The organism is Tepidicella xavieri, from assembly GCF_004363315.1.
Lineage (GTDB): Bacteria > Pseudomonadota > Gammaproteobacteria > Burkholderiales > Burkholderiaceae_C > Tepidicella > Tepidicella xavieri.
Genome location: NZ_SNYL01000001.1, coordinates 106,161 through 123,609, shown reverse-complemented (window position 1 = coordinate 123,609; position 17,449 = coordinate 106,161). Strand labels below are relative to the sequence as shown.

The following is a 17,449-nucleotide window of genomic DNA, read 5'->3' as shown; positions in this document are numbered from 1 at the left end:
CGCCCACCGCGGGCTCAGTCGCGCGGCGGCTCGCGAATCTCCAGCCGCCGGCCGGCCAGCCACACCAGCGCCATCACCGGCACGCCGATGAGCGCGGTGAACAGGAAAAAGCCCGGATACCCCAGGCCGTCCACCATGGCGCCAGAATAGCCCCCGAGTGTTTTGGGCAACAGCGTCATGAGGGAGCTGAAGATGGCGTATTGCACCGCGGTGAACGAGACATTCGTGAGGCTGGACAGAAAGGCCACAAAGGCCGCGCTGGCAAAGCCAGCGGCCAGGTTGTCGGCCGACACGATGAGGTACAACAGGGTGAGGTTGTGCCCGGCATAGGCCAGGGCGATGAACGCCAGGTTGGTGGCCGCGGCCAGCATGGCGCCCCACATGAGCGAACGCATGACGCCAAAGCGGGTGGCGAGGATGCCCCCTAGGAAGCCCCCGGCAATGCTGATGATGACACCGTAGGTCTTGACGGCGTAGGCGATCTCGGGCTTGGAGAAGCCCATGTCCTGATAGAACACGTTGGAAATCACGCCCAGCACGATGTCGGAAATGCGGTACAGCCCCACCAGCGCCAGCAGCAGCCAGGCGGTGCGCGCGCCGTAGCGCTGGAAAAAGTCCAGCACCGGCTCCACCCAGGTGATGCGGGCCTGCATGCGGCTGGCCAGGCCGAGGCGCACCAGCACCCATCCGACCCCAAACGCCGCCCCCAGCCCCAGGGCCATGCGGCCCGCCTCGAACAGCAGGCTCAGCAGCGGCCCCTGTCCGGCCACGGCCGCACCGCCCCACTGCCCCACGCCGTAAAACACCCCCACGAAAGCGAGCACGCTGGCCAGAAACACCGCCAACAGCCGCGCATGCTGCCCTGAAGGGGCCGAGTCGCTCATGCGGGCCGAAACCGCAGGCTCTGGCGTCAGGAGAGTGGTCAGCATGCCCACGCCCATCGTCGCGGCCATGACCAGGTAAGTCCATTGCCAGGCCTCGTAGCTGTAGCTGCCGCGGGCCGACCCCCAGTAAGCGGCCAGAAACAACGCCCCTGCGCCCGCCACGATCATGCCCACCCGATAACCAGCGATGTAGGCCGACGACAGCAGGCCCTGCTGCTCAGGACGGGCGATTTCGATGCGGTAAGCGTCGATGACGATGTCCTGCGTGGCAGACATGAAGCCCAGCAGCACCGCAAACAGGGCCATCCAGGTCAGGGTGTGGCCACCGGCGGCAGGGTCGGTCATGGCCATGCCGACGATGGCGCCAGCCACCCCCATCTGCGCCAACAGCATGTAGGCACGCCGGCGCCCGAGCCAGGCCGTCAACACGGGCAAAGGCAGCCGGTCCACCAGGGGCGCCCAGATGAATTTGAACGAATACCCCAGCGCGGCCCAGCTGAAAAACGTGACCGCGCGCCGCTCCACGCCCGCCTCCAGCAGCCACAACGACAGCGACGAGAAAATCAGCAGGATGGGCAACCCCGCCGAGAACCCCAGCATGAGCATGCTGAGCACGCGCCAGTCCCACAACGCGGCCAGGCTGTCGCGCCACGTCTTGGCTGGCGGGGGGGCCGCGGTGGCGGGCTCGGGCGAGGTTACAGCTGGTGACACAGGCATGACACGATTTTGCCTATGATTCGGGCATGTGCTGGCTTTGTGACGCGAAAACTTCCCTGCAGAATCGGCCCGCGCACCGCTGGTCGTCGCGGCGCGGCTTTCTTCTGGCCAGCGGCGCCGCTGCGGCATCGGGCCTGCTGCCGGCCACGGCCGAGGCCCAGGTGGACGTGGGCGGCGCCTCCGGCATGCGCCGCCTCGTGCCGGCGCAACAGCTCGAAAACGCAGCCGCGCAGCAATACCGCCAGATGATGGAGCAGGCCCGGCGCCAGCGGGCGCTGGCCCCTGATGACCATCCCCAGGTGCGCCGGCTGCGCCGCATCGCCCGCGACCTCATCCCTTTCGCGCCGCCCTGGAATCCGCGGGCGCGGGACTGGCAATGGGAAGTCAACCTGATCGGCAGCGACCAGATCAATGCGTTCTGCATGCCGGGAGGCAAGATCGCGTTCTACACCGGCATCCTGGAACGGATGCAACTCACCGACGATGAAGTGGCCATGATCATGGGCCACGAGATGGCGCACGCGCTGCGCGAGCACGCCCGCGCCCAGCTGGCCAAGACGCAGGCCACGAGTCTGGGCCTGTCGCTGGGCGCCCAGTTGCTCGGCCTGGGCGACCTGGGCAACGTGGCCGCCAACCTGGGCACGCAACTGCTGAGCCTCAAATACAGCCGCGACGACGAAACCGACGCCGACCTGGTGGGACTGGAATTGGCTGCTCGTGGCGCCTACCACCCGCAAGCCAGCGTGACACTGTGGGAAAAAATGGTGGCGCAGACCAGCGGCGGTGGGCCGGCCTTCCTCTCCACCCACCCCAGCGGGCCCAACCGCATCCGTGAGCTGCAGGCCAACGTCCCCCGGGTCATGGGGCTGTACGAACAAGCCCGACGCGGGCGCTGAGACCCGCTCGGTGGCGACGCCCTGCCTCAGGCCCCGTCGCGCACAAAGGGGTTGCTGCGTCTTTCGCGGCCAAACGTGCTTTCCGGACCGTGCCCGGGGATGAACACCGTGTCGTCCCCCATCGGCCACAGGCGCTGGCGGATGCTGTCGATGAGCTGCTCGTGATTGCCCTGGGGAAAATCGGTGCGGCCGATGCTGCCCGCAAACAGCACGTCGCCCACGAAGGCCCGCTTGGCCTCGGGCGAATGAAACACCACGTGGCCCGGCGTATGGCCCGGGCAATGGCGTACGTTCAAGGTGCTGCGGCCCACCTGCACGGTATCGCCATCGGCCAGCCAGCGCGTGGGCGTGAAAGGCCCGGCGGGCGGGAAGCCGAACATCGCGCTTTGCTGCGGCAGCCCATCGATCCAGAACCGGTCGCCAGGGTGTGGCCCCACGATGGGCAATCGCAGCCGCTCGGCCAAGGTGGCGGTGCCGCCAGCGTGGTCGATGTGCGCATGCGTGAGCAAAATTTGCTTCAGCGCGAGCCCCAGCCGCTGCGCCTCGGCCAACACCACGTCCAAATCCCCGCCGGGGTCAATGACGGCAGCCTCCATCGTCTCGTCACACCAGACGAGGGAACAGTTCTGCTGGAAGGGCGTGACGGGGATGGTGTGGTAACGGAGCATGGGACGATTGTAGGCAACCTCACAGGTTCGTCGCCGCCACCACTTCGCTGAGATCGGTGAGGCCCTGCACCACTTTGTCGATGCCGTCTTGGCGCAGGGTTTTCATGCCGGCCTGCAGGGCGCTGGCACGGATGTCGCCTGCGGGGGCGCGATGGCGGATGTGGTGGCGAATCTCGTCGCTGTTGAGCATGAGCTCGTAGATGCCCAGCCGGCCTTTGAGGCCCCGGCCCTCACAAGCGTCGCACCCTTGCTTGGCGAAGGTTCTCAGGTAACGGCCACCGCGCCCGTCGTCCACGCCGTGCTGCGCCTTCCAGCGCTCGATTTGCGCGGCCAGGTCGCGTTCGTCATGGTGCTGCACGCCATCGAGGTACTGCGTGGCCAGAGCCAGCAGTTCTTCCTCGGTGGCGGGGCGTGCCTGCACGCACTGTTTGCACAGGCGCCGCACCAGCCGCTGCGCCAGGATGGCCAGCAGCGAATCGGAGAAGTTGAACGGGTCGATGCCGATTTCCAGCAGCCGCGTGATGCTTTCGGGGGCGCTGTTGGTGTGCAGGGTGGAGAGCACCAGGTGCCCGGTGAGGGAGGCCTCCACGGCGATGCGCGCGGTTTCTTCGTCGCGCATCTCGCCGATCATGATCACATCGGGGTCGGCGCGCAAAAAGGTGCGCATGGCGGCGGCAAACGTCCAGCCGATGCGAGGGTTCATCTGCACCTGGCGCAGGCCGTCCTGGGTGATTTCGATCGGGTCTTCGGCGGTCCAGATCTTGCGGCTTTCGGTGTTGATGTCGGCAATGAGGGAGTGCAGCGTGGTGGTCTTGCCGCTGCCGGTGGGGCCGCAGACGAGGATGAGGCCGTAGGGCTTGAGCGCCATGCGGCGCAAGTCGGCCAGGTTGCCTGGATTCAGCCCGATGGCATCCAACGGCATGGGCTTGGAAGCCGCCAGCAACCGCAGGACGACGTCTTCCAGCCCCCCGGTGGTGGGCACGGTCACCACGCGCAGTTCGGTTTTGGTGCCGCCGAAGCGGGCGAAGTCGATCTTGCCGTCCTGCGGCTTGCGGTGCTCGGAGATGTCCATGCCCGCCATGATCTTGATGCGTGCGACCAGCGCATAGCGAAAGCGCGACTCCACCTCCAGATAGCGCACGAGTTCGCCGTCGAGCCGGAAACGGATGCGCACCGGCTTGGGCGCGGGCTGGGTTTCGATGTGGATGTCGGAGGCTTTCTGGGCAATGGCCTCTTCGATCAGGGTGTTGATCAGCCGCACCAGCGTGTTGTCGGATTCGCTGACCACGTCGGCTTCGGGCTCGTGGGTCACGTCGGCGGCGGTCTGCAGATCGAGCGCCAGATCGCGCGCCGCCGCCGAATTGCGGCCCTGCCGCCCAGGGGGGTGAGGCGATGGCGCCGGGCGCTCATAGGCCCGGGCGATGGCCGGTGGCAGGCTGCCCGGCGCCGCCAGCACGGGAACGATGCGGCGCTGCGTCATGAAGCGCAGCTCGTCGAGCAGGCGCTGATCCAGCGGATCGGCCATGAGCACCACCAGCAGGTCTTCCCGCAGCATGAGAGGCAGCACCGCTTCGCGCTGGGCCACGGCCTGCGGCACCAACGCCAAGGCGTCGGGATCGACATGAAAATGCCGGGGGTCCAAGACCCGGTTGCCCAACCAGCCGGCGATCACATGGCGCAACTGCTGCTCTGACAGCAGCCCCTTGTCCACCATCTGCTGGCCCAGTGGCCGGTGAATGCCGATCTTGCGTTCCTCTAGCTGTGTCCGCAAGGCATCGCGCAACTGCTCGGGGCTGATGACGCCGCTGTGGACCAGGGCCTCCCCCAGGTGCCGCGCCCCATGCGCCCGGGATTGCGGGTCTTGCAGCAGTTCCCAGAGTTCATCCGGCGTGCGAGGCTGAGGATAGGGCGCGGCGGCCAGTCGGGACAAAACGGATTCGGTCATGCGGCAAGCGCTCCAACGACGGGGGTATTACCATTGTGCCCTGTCTCACCTGTCTGCCGGCTTTCCTGCGCCGGCCCCGTTGCATGCCCGACACGCCCCTGCTGCTCAGCCCCGCCGACACCGCCCGCGCCTTGCCCTACCCAGCCCTGGCGCAGGCCATCGAAGCCGTGCTGCGCGACCCCGGCGTGACCGTGCCGCCGCGGCTGGTGCAACCCTTGCCTGGGGGCGGCAGTCTGTTCGTCATGCCCGCCGTCAGCCCCACGGTGACCATCACCAAGCTCATCACCTTCGTGGCCGACAACGCGGCACGCCAGTTGCCCACCATCCAGGGCGACATCGTGGTGTTCGACACCGCCACTGGCCAGCGGCGCTGCATCGTCGATGGCCCCACCGTCACCGCGCGGCGCACGGCAGCGGTGTCTTTGCTGGCCGCGCAGAAGCTCGCGCCACGAACCGACGGCCCCCTGCTCATCGTGGGCGCGGGGGTACAGGGCCGGGCCCATCTGGACGCCTTCGCCGACGGACTCGGACTGCGGGAAGTGTGGGTGGTCTCGCGCAGCACCGACAGCGCCGATGCCCTCGTGACCCACGCGCGGGCGCGCGGCCTGCATGCCCGCCGGGTGGATGACGCCGACGCCGCCTTGGCGCATTGCCCGCTGGTGGTGAGCTGCACCTCGGCCCAGGCCGTGGCACTGCGCGGCACGCCGCGCGACGATGCCTTCGTGGCGGCGGTCGGCGCCTTCACCCCGCAGATGGTGGAATGGGCACCCGACGTGTGCCAGCGGCTCGCCCAACGCGGCACGCTGGTGGTGGACACCCGCGATGCCGACCACGAGGCCGGCGACCTGCTGCAGGCCGGCATCGATGTGGCGGCCCTGCCCACGCTGGCCGACGTGGTGCTGGGCACCCCGGCATGGGCGCAGGCCCGCCGGGGCGGCCCGGTGTTTTTCAAAAGCTGCGGCTGGGCGGGCTGGGATCTGGCCGCCGCCCGCTGCGTGGTGGGCGCCAAGCCCTGCCCCTGAACCCTTTGGAAAGGAACCCCATGATGCAACGCTTCGACGTCGGCCCCCGCCTCTCGGAGATGGCCATTCACAACGGCACCGTGTACCTGGCGGGCCAGGTGCCCGAAGACGCCAGCCTCGACATCGAAGGCCAGACACGCCAGGTGTTGGCCGCCATCGATGCCTTGCTGGCGCGCGCCGGCACCGACAAGACGAAGCTGCTGATGGTGCAGATTTTCATCGCCGACATGGCGGACTTCGAGGGCATGAACCGCGCCTGGGATGCCTGGGTGCCTGCCGGCCACACCCCGCCACGGGCCACCGTGCAGGCCGCGCTGGCGAATCCGGCCTGGCGGGTGGAGATCGTCGCCACCGCCGCGCTGTGACCGCCGCCAACCCATCTGATCGGCCTCAGAGCAGGTGCAGCCGGGCGGAGTCTTTGACCTCCTCCATCACGGCGTAGGTGCGGGTTTCGCGCACGCCGGGCAATTGCCACAGCACATCGCCCGCGAAGCGGCGGAAGGCGTTCATATCGGCCATGCGGGTCTTGAGCAGGTAGTCGAACCCGCCGGCCACCATGTGGCATTCCAGGATTTCCGGGCGCACTTGCACCGCCGCCTGGAATTCGTCGAACACATTGGGGGTGGTGCGGTCCAGCAGCACCTCGACGAACACCAGCATTCCCGCCCCCAACTTGCGGGGATTGAGCCGTGCCTCGTAGCCCAGGATGTAGCCTTCGCGCGTCAGGCGCTGCACGCGCGCCAGCACCGCCGTGGGCGACAAGGCCACGGTTTCGGCCAATTTGAGGTTGCTGATACGCCCGTCGCGCTGCAGCACATCGAGGATGCGCAGATCCATCCGGTCCAAGTCGTCCATATTCTGAATTATTGACTATTAAGGCGCCAAATTTTGGTGATTCATTCGCAGACTTTCGGAGGAATATACGCGCATTATTCATTCTCGAGCCCACACACTGCCATGAACGCTCCCGTATCGCCCCAGGCATTGACGCCTGCTGCCCACCCGCTGGCCGACTTCGTTCAAGGCCCGTTGCAGCGCCCGGCGCTGCGCCAGGCCATCACCGCCGCCTGGCGCCAGAGCGAGCCGGCGCTGTTGCCGGGACTGCTGGAGGCCGCGCGCCTCAAGCCCGAGGAGCGACAGGCCACGCAAGTGCTGGCCCGGCAGCTCGCCCAGGCGCTGCGCGACCACCCGCCGGCCGCTGGCCGACAAGGGCTGGTCCAAGGCCTGCTGCAGGAGTACGCCCTGTCATCCCAGGAGGGGGTGGCGCTCATGTGTCTGGCCGAAGCGCTGCTGCGCATCCCCGACGCGGCCACGCGCGACGCTCTCATCCGCGACAAGATTGGCCGCGGCCAGTGGTCCCAGCACCTGGGCAACAGCCGCTCCTTGTTCGTCAACGCCGCCACCTGGGGGCTGCTGCTCACGGGCAAGCTGGTGGCCACCCACAGCGAGGAAAGCCTGCAAAGCCGCCTGGGCAGCCTGCTGCGCAAGGGCGGGGAGCCGCTCATCCGCAAAGGGGTGGACATGGCCATGCGGCTCATGGGCGAGCAGTTCGTGATGGGGCAGACGATCGCGCAGGCCCTCGAACGCGCCCAGACGTTGGAAGCCCGCGGCTTTCGCTATTCCTACGACATGCTGGGCGAAGCCGCCCTCACCGCCGAAGACGCCGAACGCTACCGCCAAGCCTACGAGGCCGCCATCCACGCCATTGGCCGGGCGGCGCAGGGCCGCGGCGTCATCGATGGGCCGGGCATCTCCATCAAGCTCTCGGCGCTGCATCCGCGCTACAGCCGGGCCCAATACCAGCGCGTGATGGACGAGCTCTACCCCGTGCTGCTGCGGCTGGCGACACTGGCCAAGCACTACCAGATCGGGCTCAACATCGACGCGGAGGAAGCCGACCGGCTCGAACTCTCGCTCGATCTGCTGGAGCGCCTGTGCCATGCCCCTGAGCTGGCGGGGTTCGACGGCATCGGCTTCGTGGTGCAGGCTTACCAGAAGCGCTGCCCGCGCGTGATCGACTACCTCATCGATCTGGCTCGCCGCAGCGGCCACCGGCTGATGGTGCGGCTGGTCAAAGGCGCGTACTGGGACAGCGAGATCAAGCGCGCCCAGCTCGACGGGTTGGAGGACTACCCGGTCTACACCCGCAAGGCCTATACCGATGTGGCCTACCTCGCCTGCGCACGCCGCCTGCTCGCCGCCCCGGACGCCGTCTACCCCCAGTTCGCCACCCACAACGCGCACACGCTGGCGGCCATCGTGCAGATGGCGGGGCCTCAGCAGTACCACAGCGGCCAATACGAGTTCCAGTGCCTGCACGGCATGGGCGAGCCGCTGTACGCGCAAGTCGTCGGCCCGGACCGGCTGGGCCGCCCGTGCCGGATTTACGCGCCCGTCGGCACCCACGACACCCTGTTGGCCTACCTGGTGCGCCGCCTGCTCGAAAACGGGGCCAACACCTCTTTCGTGCACCAGATGGCCGACCCGCACATCCCCATCGACGAGCTGGTGCAAGACCCGGTGGAACGGGTGGAGCAATGGGCGCGGCAGGAAGGTGAGCTGGGCCGCCCGCACCCGGCGATTCCGCGTCCGCACCAGCTCTATGGGGCGCAGCGGCGCAACTCGGCCGGCATCGACCTGGCCAACGAGCACACCCTGGCCCAGCTGCTGCACATCTGGACCGACCCGGCCGCCCACGCCTGGCAAGCCGGCCCCATGCTGGCCCCCGGGGGCCCAGAGCCGGGGGCCGCGCAGCCCCGCTTCAACCCCGCGGACCCGCGGGACCAGGTGGGCATGGCCGCCGACGCCACCCCGGCGCACTGCGAGCATGCGCTGCAGGCCGCCAGCACCTTCGCCCCGGCATGGGCCGCCACCGCGCCTTCGGACCGTGCCGCCGCGCTCGAACGCGCCGCCGACGCCATGCAGGCCGAACTGCCGCGCCTGCTGGGCCTGCTGATGCGCGAAGCCGGAAAAACCGCCGCCAACGCGGTGGCCGAAGTGCGCGAAGCCATCGATTTCCTGCGCTTCTACGCCGCCCAAGTGCGCCAGCATTTCGACAACGATACCCACCTGCCCCTGGGGCCGGTGGTTTGCATCAGCCCGTGGAACTTCCCGCTGGCCATCTTCACCGGCCAGGTGGCAGCCGCCCTGGCCGCGGGCAACACCGTGCTGGCCAAGCCTGCCGAGCAGACGCCGCTCATCGCCGCCGAGGCGGTGCGCCTGCTGTGGCAGGCAGGCATTCCGCCGGCGGCCGTGCAATTGCTGCCCGGCCCCGGTGAAACCGTGGGCGCCACCCTGGTGGCAGACGCCCGGGTGCAGGGGGTGCTGTTCACTGGCTCGACCGAGGTCGCCCGAATCATCCAGCGCACCCTGTCCGAGCGCTTGTCGCCACGCGGCCACCCCATCCCGCTGATTGCCGAGACCGGTGGCCAGAACGCCATGATCGTGGACGCCTCGGCGCTGCCCGAGCAGGTGGTGCAGGACGCGGTGGCTTCGGCGTTCGACAGCGCAGGCCAGCGCTGTTCCGCCCTGCGCGTGCTGTGCGTGCAAGACGACGTGTACGACCGCGTGCTCGCCATGCTCAAGGGCGCGATGACCGAACAGCGGCTGGGGCCGCCCACACGATTGGCCGTGGACATCGGCCCGGTGATCGACGCCGAGGCCCGCGCCGGCATCGAGGCCCACATCGAGCGCATGCGCCAGCGCGGCCACGCGGTGTTCCAGGCCGCTCGGGTCGAAGGCGACGACACCCGGCACGGGCACTTCGTCACACCGACGCTGATCGAGATTCCCCACCTGGGCGAATTGCAACGCGAAGTGTTTGGGCCGGTGCTGCACGTGCTGCGCTACCGCCGGCGCGACCTGCCCCAGGTGATCGAGCAAATCAACGCCACCGGCTACGGCCTCACGCTGGGCGTGCATTCGCGCATCGACGAAACCATCGGGCACATCCTGCATGCCGTGCGTGCCGGCAACCAGTACGTCAACCGCAACATGGTCGGCGCGGTGGTGGGCGTGCAGCCTTTTGGCGGCGAAGGCTTGTCGGGCACCGGTCCCAAGGCGGGTGGGCCGCTGTATCTGTACCGCTTGCTGGCCCAGCGCCCGGGCGATGCGCTGGCGCAGGCGCTGCGCTTCGTGGGTGCCGCAGGCGCCGTCCAGCCGCCCACGGAAGTGACCCTGCCCGGCCCCACCGGCGAGCAAAACGTCTACCGGCTGGAGCCGCGCCGCACCGTGCGGGCCAGCGGCCCATTGGATGCCAACACACTGGCCCAGCCGCTGGACGCCGTGCTGTTCACCGGCCCTGCCGACTCACTGCGCGCGCTGCTGGCGCAGTTGGCGCAGCGCCCTGGGCCCATCGTCAATGTGTACGTGCTCGACGGGGAGGGCACCACGCCGCCGGCCGAAGCCCTCTGGGCCGAACGGTCCGTCAGCACCAACACCGCAGCGGCCGGCGGCAACGCCAGCCTCATGATGCTGGCGAACTGATGCCGCCCGAGGCACCCGGGCCGCGCGTGGGCCACAATCGCCACGGATGCATCATTTCAACGCAGGAGTGACGATGAGCCCAATCGCGATGGTGACGGGTGCCGGCAGCGGCATCGGCAAAGCCTGTGCCTTGGCCTTGCTGGCCGAAGGCTGGCAGGTCTTTCTGGTGGGGCGACGCCAGGAGGCGCTGCAAGCCACCGCCCAGGCCGCCCCGGGCGCCGGCAAGGGCCGCGCCCACGTGGTGCCGGCAGACGTGAGCCAAGAGGCCGAGGTGGCGCGCGTGTTCGCCACGGTGCGGGAACGCTGCGGCCGGCTCGATCTGCTGTTCAACAACGCGGGCGTGTTCACACCCGCCAAAACCCCCGACGAGATGCCACTGGAAGACTGGCGGCGCAGCGTGGACGTGAACCTCAACGGCGCCTTTTACTGCCTGTCGCACGCCTTTAGGCTCATGCGCGAGCAGTCGCCCCGGGGCGGCCGCATCATCAACAATGGGTCCATCTCGGCCCATACGCCACGACCAGGCAGCATCGGCTACACCGCCACCAAGCACGCCATCACCGGGCTGACCAAAGCCGCCGCGCTCGACGGCCGGGCCTTCGACATCGCGGTCGGACAGATCGACATCGGCAACGTGGCCAGCGACATGACGGAAAAAATGGCCGCGGGCGTGTTGCAGGCCGACGGCAGCGTGCGCCCCGAGGCCCGCATGGACATGGACGCCGTGGTGCAGACCTTCATGACCATGGCCCGCCTGCCGTTGTCGGCCAACGTGCTGTTTGCCACCGTCATGGCCACGAAAATGCCCTTCGTGGGCCGGGGGTGACCCGGCCTCTGGTCAGGCGATGTCCTGCAACGTGTCGCCCAGGGCGCTGACCAGGCGGTCGATCTCGGCCTCGGTGCTGATGAAAGGCGGCGCCAGCTGAATGGTGTCGCCCCCGTAGCGGACGTAAAACCCCTTGCGGTACATCGCCATCGCGATTTCGAACGGCCGTTTGGCCGGTTCACCCGGCGCGGGCAGGATGGTCAGCCCCGCCGCCAGGCCGAAGTTGCGGATGTCGCCCACATGCTTGGCCCCCCGCAGGCCATGCACCGCCTGCTCGAAATAGGGGGCCAGCTCGCGCACCCGCTCGATCGCATGCTCGCGGGTCATCAGATCCAGCGTGGCGATGCCGGCCGCGCAAGCCACCGGATGGGCCGAATAGGTGTAGCCATGCGGGAACTCCAGCATGTAGTCCGGCCCGCCCGCGGCCATGAAGGTGTCGTAGATCTCGCGCGTGGCCACCACGCCACCCAACGGCTGCACGCCGTTGGTCACCTGCTTGGCGAAGTTGAGGATGTCGGGCGTCACGCCGAAGGCTTCGGCCCCAGTCCAAGCGCCACTGCGGCCAAAGCCGGAAATCACCTCGTCAAAAATCAGCAGGATGTGGTGCTGGGTGCAGATCTCGCGCAAGCGCTGCAAATAACCTTGCGGCGGAATCACCACCCCGGCCGAACCGGAAAACGGCTCCACGATCACCGCCGCGATGTTGGAGGCGTCGTGCAGGTTGATGAGCTGGATCAACTCGTCGGCCAGCGCGGCCCCTGGGTAGGCACCGGTCGGCTCTGCGGGCGGCATGCCCCGGAAAAACGAGCCATTCGGCGGCTGGGTGTGCGGCAGGTGATCGGCCTCCACGCCTTGGCCGTAGAGCTTGCGGTTGGCCACGATGCCGCCCACCGAAATGCCGCCAAAGTTCACGCCATGGTAGCCCTTGACGCGGCCGATGAGGCGCGTCTTGCTGGCCTGCCCCTTGGCGCGCCAGTAGGCACGGGCCATCTTCAGCGACGTGTCGGCCGACTCGGAGCCCGATCCCGTGAAGAACACATGCGTCAAGCCCTTGGGCATGCGCTCGACGATGCGGTTGGCCAACTCGAACGACAGCGGGTGCCCGAACTGAAAGGCGGGCGAATAATCCAGCGTGGCCACCTGCCGGGCCACGGCCTGGGCGATTTCAGCGCGGCAATGCCCCAACCCCGTGCACCACAGGCCCGAGAGGCCATCGAACACCTGGCGGCCGTCTGAGGTGGTGTAGTAGGCGCCGCGGGCGGCGGTGATCAGGCGTGGATCGGCCTTGAACTGGCGGTTGCCGGTGTAGGACATCCAGTGCGCGTCCAGCCAGGCCGCGTCGGCGTGCGGCGGTGTCTCGGCGGATGTGCGGAATGCGGCGGCAAGGTGCTGGCTGTCGGTCAAGTCCATGGCGATGGCGCGTGGTCGGGGAACGCTTGGGTCGGGAGATGCTTCATGGTAGCCACGAGGCGCCACGGCCACAAGTCCAATCCCGGCCCGATGGCAGGCTCCACCCCATGGCACCGACCCCGCCACACCCGCCGCACGGCCCTTGCCGGCGCACGGGGCTCACTCAATCATTGCGCCCCAGATGACGAACCACCCCCAGTCCAGCCACCCGCCCACTGGCCAGGCAGGCCGTCAGCAGGTATCCCCCGGTCGGGGCCTCCCAGTCCAGCATCTCGCCGGCGCAGAAAACGCCCGGCAAAGCGTGCAGCATGAGGTCGTCATCCAACCCCTCCAGCGCCACCCCGCCGGCGCTGCTGATGGCTTCGGCCAACGGGCGGGGGGCGGCCAGATCCAGGGGCAAGGCCTGGACCAGCGCCGCGAGCCGGCCCGGGTCGGCCAACGCTGCGACGCCACCGGCCACCGCCCCATCGGCGTGAGCCACCTCCTGCACCAAAGCCACCGACGCATCGGCCAGACCGACGCGCCCTTTGAGTAGCTGGGTCAGCGTCTTGCCGCCGCGGGGCCGCGCCAGCACCTCGGTCAGCCGCTGGCGCGTCCAGTCGGGCTTGAGGTTGAGGTGGATGCGCGCGCTGCCCCATGCGTCGATGGCATCCCGCAGCCGGGCCGATGCGGCATAGATCAGGCTGCCTTCCAGACCGGTGGCCGTCAGCACGCACTCCCCCCGCTGGGCAAACGGCACGCCCCGCGCATCGGTGAACGACAACTCCACCCCTTTGAGCGGACGCCCCGCGCAACGATCGGCCAGCACGGCGCTCCAGCCGCGTCTGGCGCCCAAGGCCACGTCAAACCCGCAATTGGCCGGCCGCAACGGGCGCAACGGCACCCCGTGGGCCTGCAGCCAGGGCATCCACGCGCCATCGGAGCCCAGACGCGGCCAGCTGCCACCCCCGAGCGCCAGCACCACCGCGCGGGCGTGCACGTCTTGTGTGCCGGCGGGCGTGGCAAAACGCAAGCGGTAGCCCTTGCGCGGCGAGCCGTCCGTGGCCAGCGGCTCCAACGTGCCGTCCCAACGGTGGCGCATGTGGAACACCACCGGCACCCCTTGCGCGGGATGGCGCAAGCGGTGCAGCCAGGCACGCAGCAGCGGCGCGGCCTTCATGTCGGTCGGAAAAACGCGCTGCGAACTGCCCACAAAGGTATCGATCCCCAAACCCGCCGCCCATGCGCGCACGCCCTGTGGCGACAGCACATGCAGCCAACGGCTGCAAGCCGCCACACGGTCCCCGTAGCGCGTCACGAACCGCTCCAGCGGCTCGGCGTGCGTCAGATTCAATCCACCGATGCCGGCCAGCAGGAACTTGCGCCCCACCGTGGGCATGGCATCGAACAGATGCACAGCCACACCGGCGGCGCTCAGGCATTCGGCCGCCATCAGCCCCGCCGGGCCGCCGCCCACGATCGCCACTGGACAAGACACAGGTACACTCCAAATCGTTTTTCAACCCACTCGTCAGGCCGCGCATCGTACCCGGCCAGCACCGGCCAGCTGGCGGCAGCGCACCCGCGTGCGTCGTTTACATGCGGCCAGCCGCTTCAATCCAGCGGCAAAGCGCTGGTGCACTTGACCTCGTCCAGGCAGACGCTGGAGCGCACGCCATTGACGCCCGGCAACTGCGCCAAAGTACCCAGCAGGAAATCCGACAACGCCTTCAGGTCCCGCGCCACCACCTTGAGCACGTAGTCGAAGTCGCCGGTGACGGCGTAGCACTCCTGAACCTGCGCGAGGCTGCTGATCACGTCCCGGAACTTCACCACCTCCCGGATGTGGCCGCGCTCCATCGTCACGTGCACGATCGCCAGCACCCCGAGCCCCACCCGAACCGCGTCAAGCCGAGCCTCGTAGCGCTTCACGTAGCCCCGCTCTTCCAGTCGTCGATGGCGCCGGTTGCATTGCGCGGGCGACAGGTGAACGGCCTGGGCCAGTTCCAGATTGCTCACCCGGCCATGTGCCTGCAAATGCGCCAGGATGCGTCGGTCTGTCTGATCCAAATCGATCTCGTGCAACATTTTCTCCTTATTTCATGAATAAACGATACAAGATATCCACTATGATGGCAAACCCAGGCCTATTATGCAAACCCATTGCATTGACAGTGGCATAAAGTTTCGGCTTCAATTTGATCTGAAGGAGCTTTCGCCATGGCCGACCTGTTTGACAATCCCATGGGCTTGTGCGGGTTCGAATTCGTCGAGTTCGCCTCCCCCACCCCCAACGTGCTCGAACCCCTGTTCGAAAAAATGGGCTTCACCCTGGTGGCCAAACACCGATCCAAAGACGTGGTGCTCTATCGCCAAGGGGGCATCAATTTCATCGTGAACCGCGAACCGCGCAGCCAGGCTTACTACTTCGCGCAGGAACACGGACCGAGCGCTTGCGGCCTGGCCTTCCGGGTGAAAGACTCGCACAAAGCCTACGCCCGCGCGTTGGAACTCGGCGCCCAGCCCATCGAGATCGCCACCGGCCCGATGGAACTGCGCCTGCCTGCCATCAAAGGCATCGGCGGCGCCCCGCTGTACCTGATCGACCGCTTCGAAGACGGCAAGAGCATCTACGACATCGACTTCGAATTCCTGCCCGAATTCGAAGACCCGGCCAACCGCCATCCGGTGGGCCATGGCTTCAAGGTCATCGACCACCTCACGCACAACGTCTACCGCGGCCGCATGGCCTACTGGGGCAGCTTCTATGAGCGGCTGTTCAATTTCCGCGAGATCCGCTACTTCGACATCAAGGGCGAATACACGGGCCTGACCAGCCGCGCCATGACGGCCCCCGACGGCATGATCCGCATCCCGCTCAACGAAGAAAGCGGCAAAGGCGGCACCGGCCAGATCGAGGAATTCCTGATGCAGTTCAACGGCGAGGGCATCCAGCACATCGCCCTGCTGACGGACGACATCATCGCCAGCGTGGACGCCCTACAAATGGCTGGCATCCCGCTGATGACTGCCCCCAACGACATCTACTACGAAATGCTCGAAGAGCGCCTGCCCGGCCACGGCGAGCCGGTCAAGGAACTGCAGGCCCGCGGCATCCTGCTCGACGGCTCCACCGCCAATGGCGAAAAGCGCCTGCTGCTGCAGATCTTCAGCCAAACGCTGCTGGGCCCGGTGTTCTTCGAATTCATCCAGCGCAAGGCCGACGAAGGCTTTGGCGAAGGCAACTTCAAGGCCCTGTTCGAAAGCCTGGAGCGCGACCAGATCCGCCGTGGGGCGCTGAAGGTCGAACCCGTCAGCGCCTGACCCCTCCCTCCACGGGCCGGCAACGGCCCGCTGCCTACTGCACGCCATGAACAAACTCGAAGGTCCCGCCCTGAAGGCGCAACTGGCCAAAGTGCCGCGCTGGCACTTCGACGCCGACACCCTGTCCATCGAACGCCGCTTCGTCTTCCAAGACTTCAACGAAGCCTTCGCCTTCATGACCCGCGTGGCCATGGCCGCCGAGGTGCGCAACCATCACCCGGAGTGGTTCAACGTCTACAACCGGGTCGACATCACCTTCACCACCCACGACGCCGGCGGCCTGACCGAGCGCGACATCGACTTCGCGCAGTGGGTCGATGGCATCGCGGGTGAAGCCGGGAACTGACATGATCGCCGACGCCCCCACCAAGCATGGCCTGGCCGCTGGCGAAGCGGGCCGCCCCGACAGCCCCGACTGGACCATCCCCCAGGGCTGGGAACACTACAGCGCCGAAGAACACGCCATCTGGCGCACCCTGTACGAGCGGCAGATGCGCATGCTTCCGGGCCGGGTCTGCCAGGCGTTCGAGGCTGGCATGAAAGCCCTGCCCATCGCGCACGACCAGATCCCGGATTTCCGTCGCCTCAGCGACGTGCTCATGAAGCACACCGGCTGGCAAGTGGTGGCCGTCCCCGGCCTGGTGCCCGACGACGTGTTCTTCGAGCACCTGGCCAACCGGCGCTTCCCGGCCGGGCAGTTCATCCGCCGCGCCGACCAGCTGGACTACCTGGAAGAGCCCGACGTGTTCCACGACGTGTTCGGCCACGTGCCCATGCTCATGCACCCGGTCATGGCCGACTTCATCCAGGCCTACGGCGAAGGCGGGCTGCGTGCCCAGCGGCTGGGCCATCTGGAGCAGTTGGCCCGCGTGTATTGGTACACGGTCGAATTCGGGCTGGTGGAAGAAAACGGCGGCCTGCGGCTGTATGGCGGCGGCATCGCCTCGTCCTACAGCGAAAGCCTGTTCTGCCTGGATTCGCCCTCGCCCAACCGCATCCGCTTCGATCTGGAGCGGGTCATGCGCACCCGCTACCGCATCGACGACTTCCAGGAAACCTACTTCGTGCTGCGCTCGCTGGAAGACCTGCTGGAACTGCGCCAGATCGACTTTGCCCCCTTGTACGAACGCACCGCGGCCCAGCCCACACTGGTTCCGGGCGACGTCTTGCCCACCGACGTGGTACTGCACCGCGGCGATGGCAGCTACCACCGCGCGCGCCGCGGCTGAGGCCACGCTGGGCGCTTGCGCCCGCCCCCGACCGCTCTAAACCTCCCCCCGCCACGCCGGGGGG

At 67.8% G+C, this 17,449-nt stretch carries 15 protein-coding genes; 8 read left to right on the top strand and 7 right to left on the bottom strand.

The genetic code is table 11. From position 1 onward, the window contains the following. Positions 1-14: 14 nt before the first annotated feature. On the bottom strand, positions 15-1,601 hold the full coding sequence (locus DFR43_RS00555) for an AmpG family muropeptide MFS transporter (protein WP_211338569.1): 1,587 nt from the start codon (positions 1,599-1,601) through the stop codon (positions 15-17). A gap of 26 nt (positions 1,602-1,627) precedes the next feature. Between DFR43_RS00555 and DFR43_RS00550 the strand changes: the two genes are divergently transcribed. Further along, positions 1,628-2,497, top strand: coding sequence for a M48 family metallopeptidase (locus DFR43_RS00550; protein ID WP_133595415.1), 870 nt, complete (start codon positions 1,628-1,630; stop codon positions 2,495-2,497). A gap of 26 nt (positions 2,498-2,523) precedes the next feature. Here DFR43_RS00550 and DFR43_RS00545 read toward each other — a convergent pair whose 3' ends face one another. Further along, positions 2,524-3,165 carry an MBL fold metallo-hydrolase gene (locus tag DFR43_RS00545; protein ID WP_133595414.1) on the bottom strand — a complete coding sequence of 214 codons (642 nt, stop codon included), beginning with the start codon at positions 3,163-3,165 and terminating at the stop codon, positions 2,524-2,526. 19 nt (positions 3,166-3,184) lie between these two features. After that, positions 3,185-5,110: a GspE/PulE family protein gene (locus DFR43_RS00540; RefSeq protein WP_133595413.1), complete on the bottom strand. Its 1,926-nt coding sequence runs from the start codon at positions 5,108-5,110 to the stop codon at positions 3,185-3,187. Between the two features lie 83 nt (positions 5,111-5,193). On the opposite strand from DFR43_RS00540, the gene DFR43_RS00535 reads away from it, so the two are divergent. After that, positions 5,194-6,132, top strand: a complete 939-nt coding sequence (locus tag DFR43_RS00535; RefSeq protein WP_133595412.1) for a delta(1)-pyrroline-2-carboxylate reductase family protein — start codon at positions 5,194-5,196, stop codon at positions 6,130-6,132. 20 nt (positions 6,133-6,152) lie between these two features. Further along, the gene (locus DFR43_RS00530; protein ID WP_133595411.1) at positions 6,153-6,497 is read left to right on the top strand and encodes a RidA family protein; all 345 of its coding nucleotides are present in this window, start codon (positions 6,153-6,155) and stop codon (positions 6,495-6,497) included. Between the two features lie 25 nt (positions 6,498-6,522). Here the strand turns inward: DFR43_RS00530 and DFR43_RS00525 are convergent, their stop codons facing one another. Continuing rightward, entirely contained in the window at positions 6,523-6,987 is a 465-nt protein-coding gene (locus DFR43_RS00525; protein ID WP_133595410.1) for an Lrp/AsnC ligand binding domain-containing protein, read from the bottom strand. Positions 6,988-7,089: 102 nt separating this feature from the next. Between DFR43_RS00525 and putA the strand changes: the two genes are divergently transcribed. Further along, complete coding sequence (gene putA, locus DFR43_RS00520) at positions 7,090-10,617, top strand: trifunctional transcriptional regulator/proline dehydrogenase/L-glutamate gamma-semialdehyde dehydrogenase (protein ID WP_133595409.1); 3,528 nt, start codon at positions 7,090-7,092, stop codon at positions 10,615-10,617. Positions 10,618-10,690: 73 nt separating this feature from the next. After that, a complete protein-coding gene (locus DFR43_RS00515) occupies positions 10,691-11,443 on the top strand; it encodes an SDR family oxidoreductase (protein WP_133595408.1) in 753 nt (250 codons plus the stop codon). Between the two features lie 12 nt (positions 11,444-11,455). Here the strand turns inward: DFR43_RS00515 and aptA are convergent, their stop codons facing one another. From aptA to DFR43_RS00500, 3 genes are all read right to left on the bottom strand, one after another. Then, a complete protein-coding gene (gene aptA, locus DFR43_RS00510) occupies positions 11,456-12,853 on the bottom strand; it encodes an omega-aminotransferase AptA (RefSeq protein ID WP_133595407.1) in 1,398 nt (465 codons plus the stop codon). A 163-nt stretch (positions 12,854-13,016) separates the two neighbouring features. After that, the gene (locus DFR43_RS00505) at positions 13,017-14,330 is read right to left on the bottom strand and encodes a TIGR03862 family flavoprotein (RefSeq protein ID WP_281276348.1); all 1,314 of its coding nucleotides are present in this window, start codon (positions 14,328-14,330) and stop codon (positions 13,017-13,019) included. A gap of 116 nt (positions 14,331-14,446) precedes the next feature. Continuing rightward, positions 14,447-14,917 (bottom strand): Lrp/AsnC family transcriptional regulator, encoded by a 471-nt coding sequence (locus tag DFR43_RS00500; RefSeq protein WP_133595577.1) that lies wholly within the window; start codon positions 14,915-14,917, stop codon positions 14,447-14,449. Positions 14,918-15,052: 135 nt separating this feature from the next. Between DFR43_RS00500 and hppD the strand changes: the two genes are divergently transcribed. From hppD to phhA, 3 genes are read left to right on the top strand one after another with little or no spacing between them, the layout of a single operon-like run. After that, the gene (gene hppD / locus DFR43_RS00495; protein ID WP_133595406.1) at positions 15,053-16,156 is read left to right on the top strand and encodes a 4-hydroxyphenylpyruvate dioxygenase; all 1,104 of its coding nucleotides are present in this window, start codon (positions 15,053-15,055) and stop codon (positions 16,154-16,156) included. A gap of 46 nt (positions 16,157-16,202) precedes the next feature. Then, positions 16,203-16,502 carry a 4a-hydroxytetrahydrobiopterin dehydratase gene (locus DFR43_RS00490; RefSeq protein WP_133595405.1) on the top strand — a complete coding sequence of 100 codons (300 nt, stop codon included), beginning with the start codon at positions 16,203-16,205 and terminating at the stop codon, positions 16,500-16,502. A 1-nt stretch (position 16,503) separates the two neighbouring features. Then, entirely contained in the window at positions 16,504-17,385 is an 882-nt protein-coding gene (phhA, locus tag DFR43_RS00485; protein ID WP_133595404.1) for a phenylalanine 4-monooxygenase, read from the top strand. Positions 17,386-17,449: the final 64 nt, after the last annotated feature.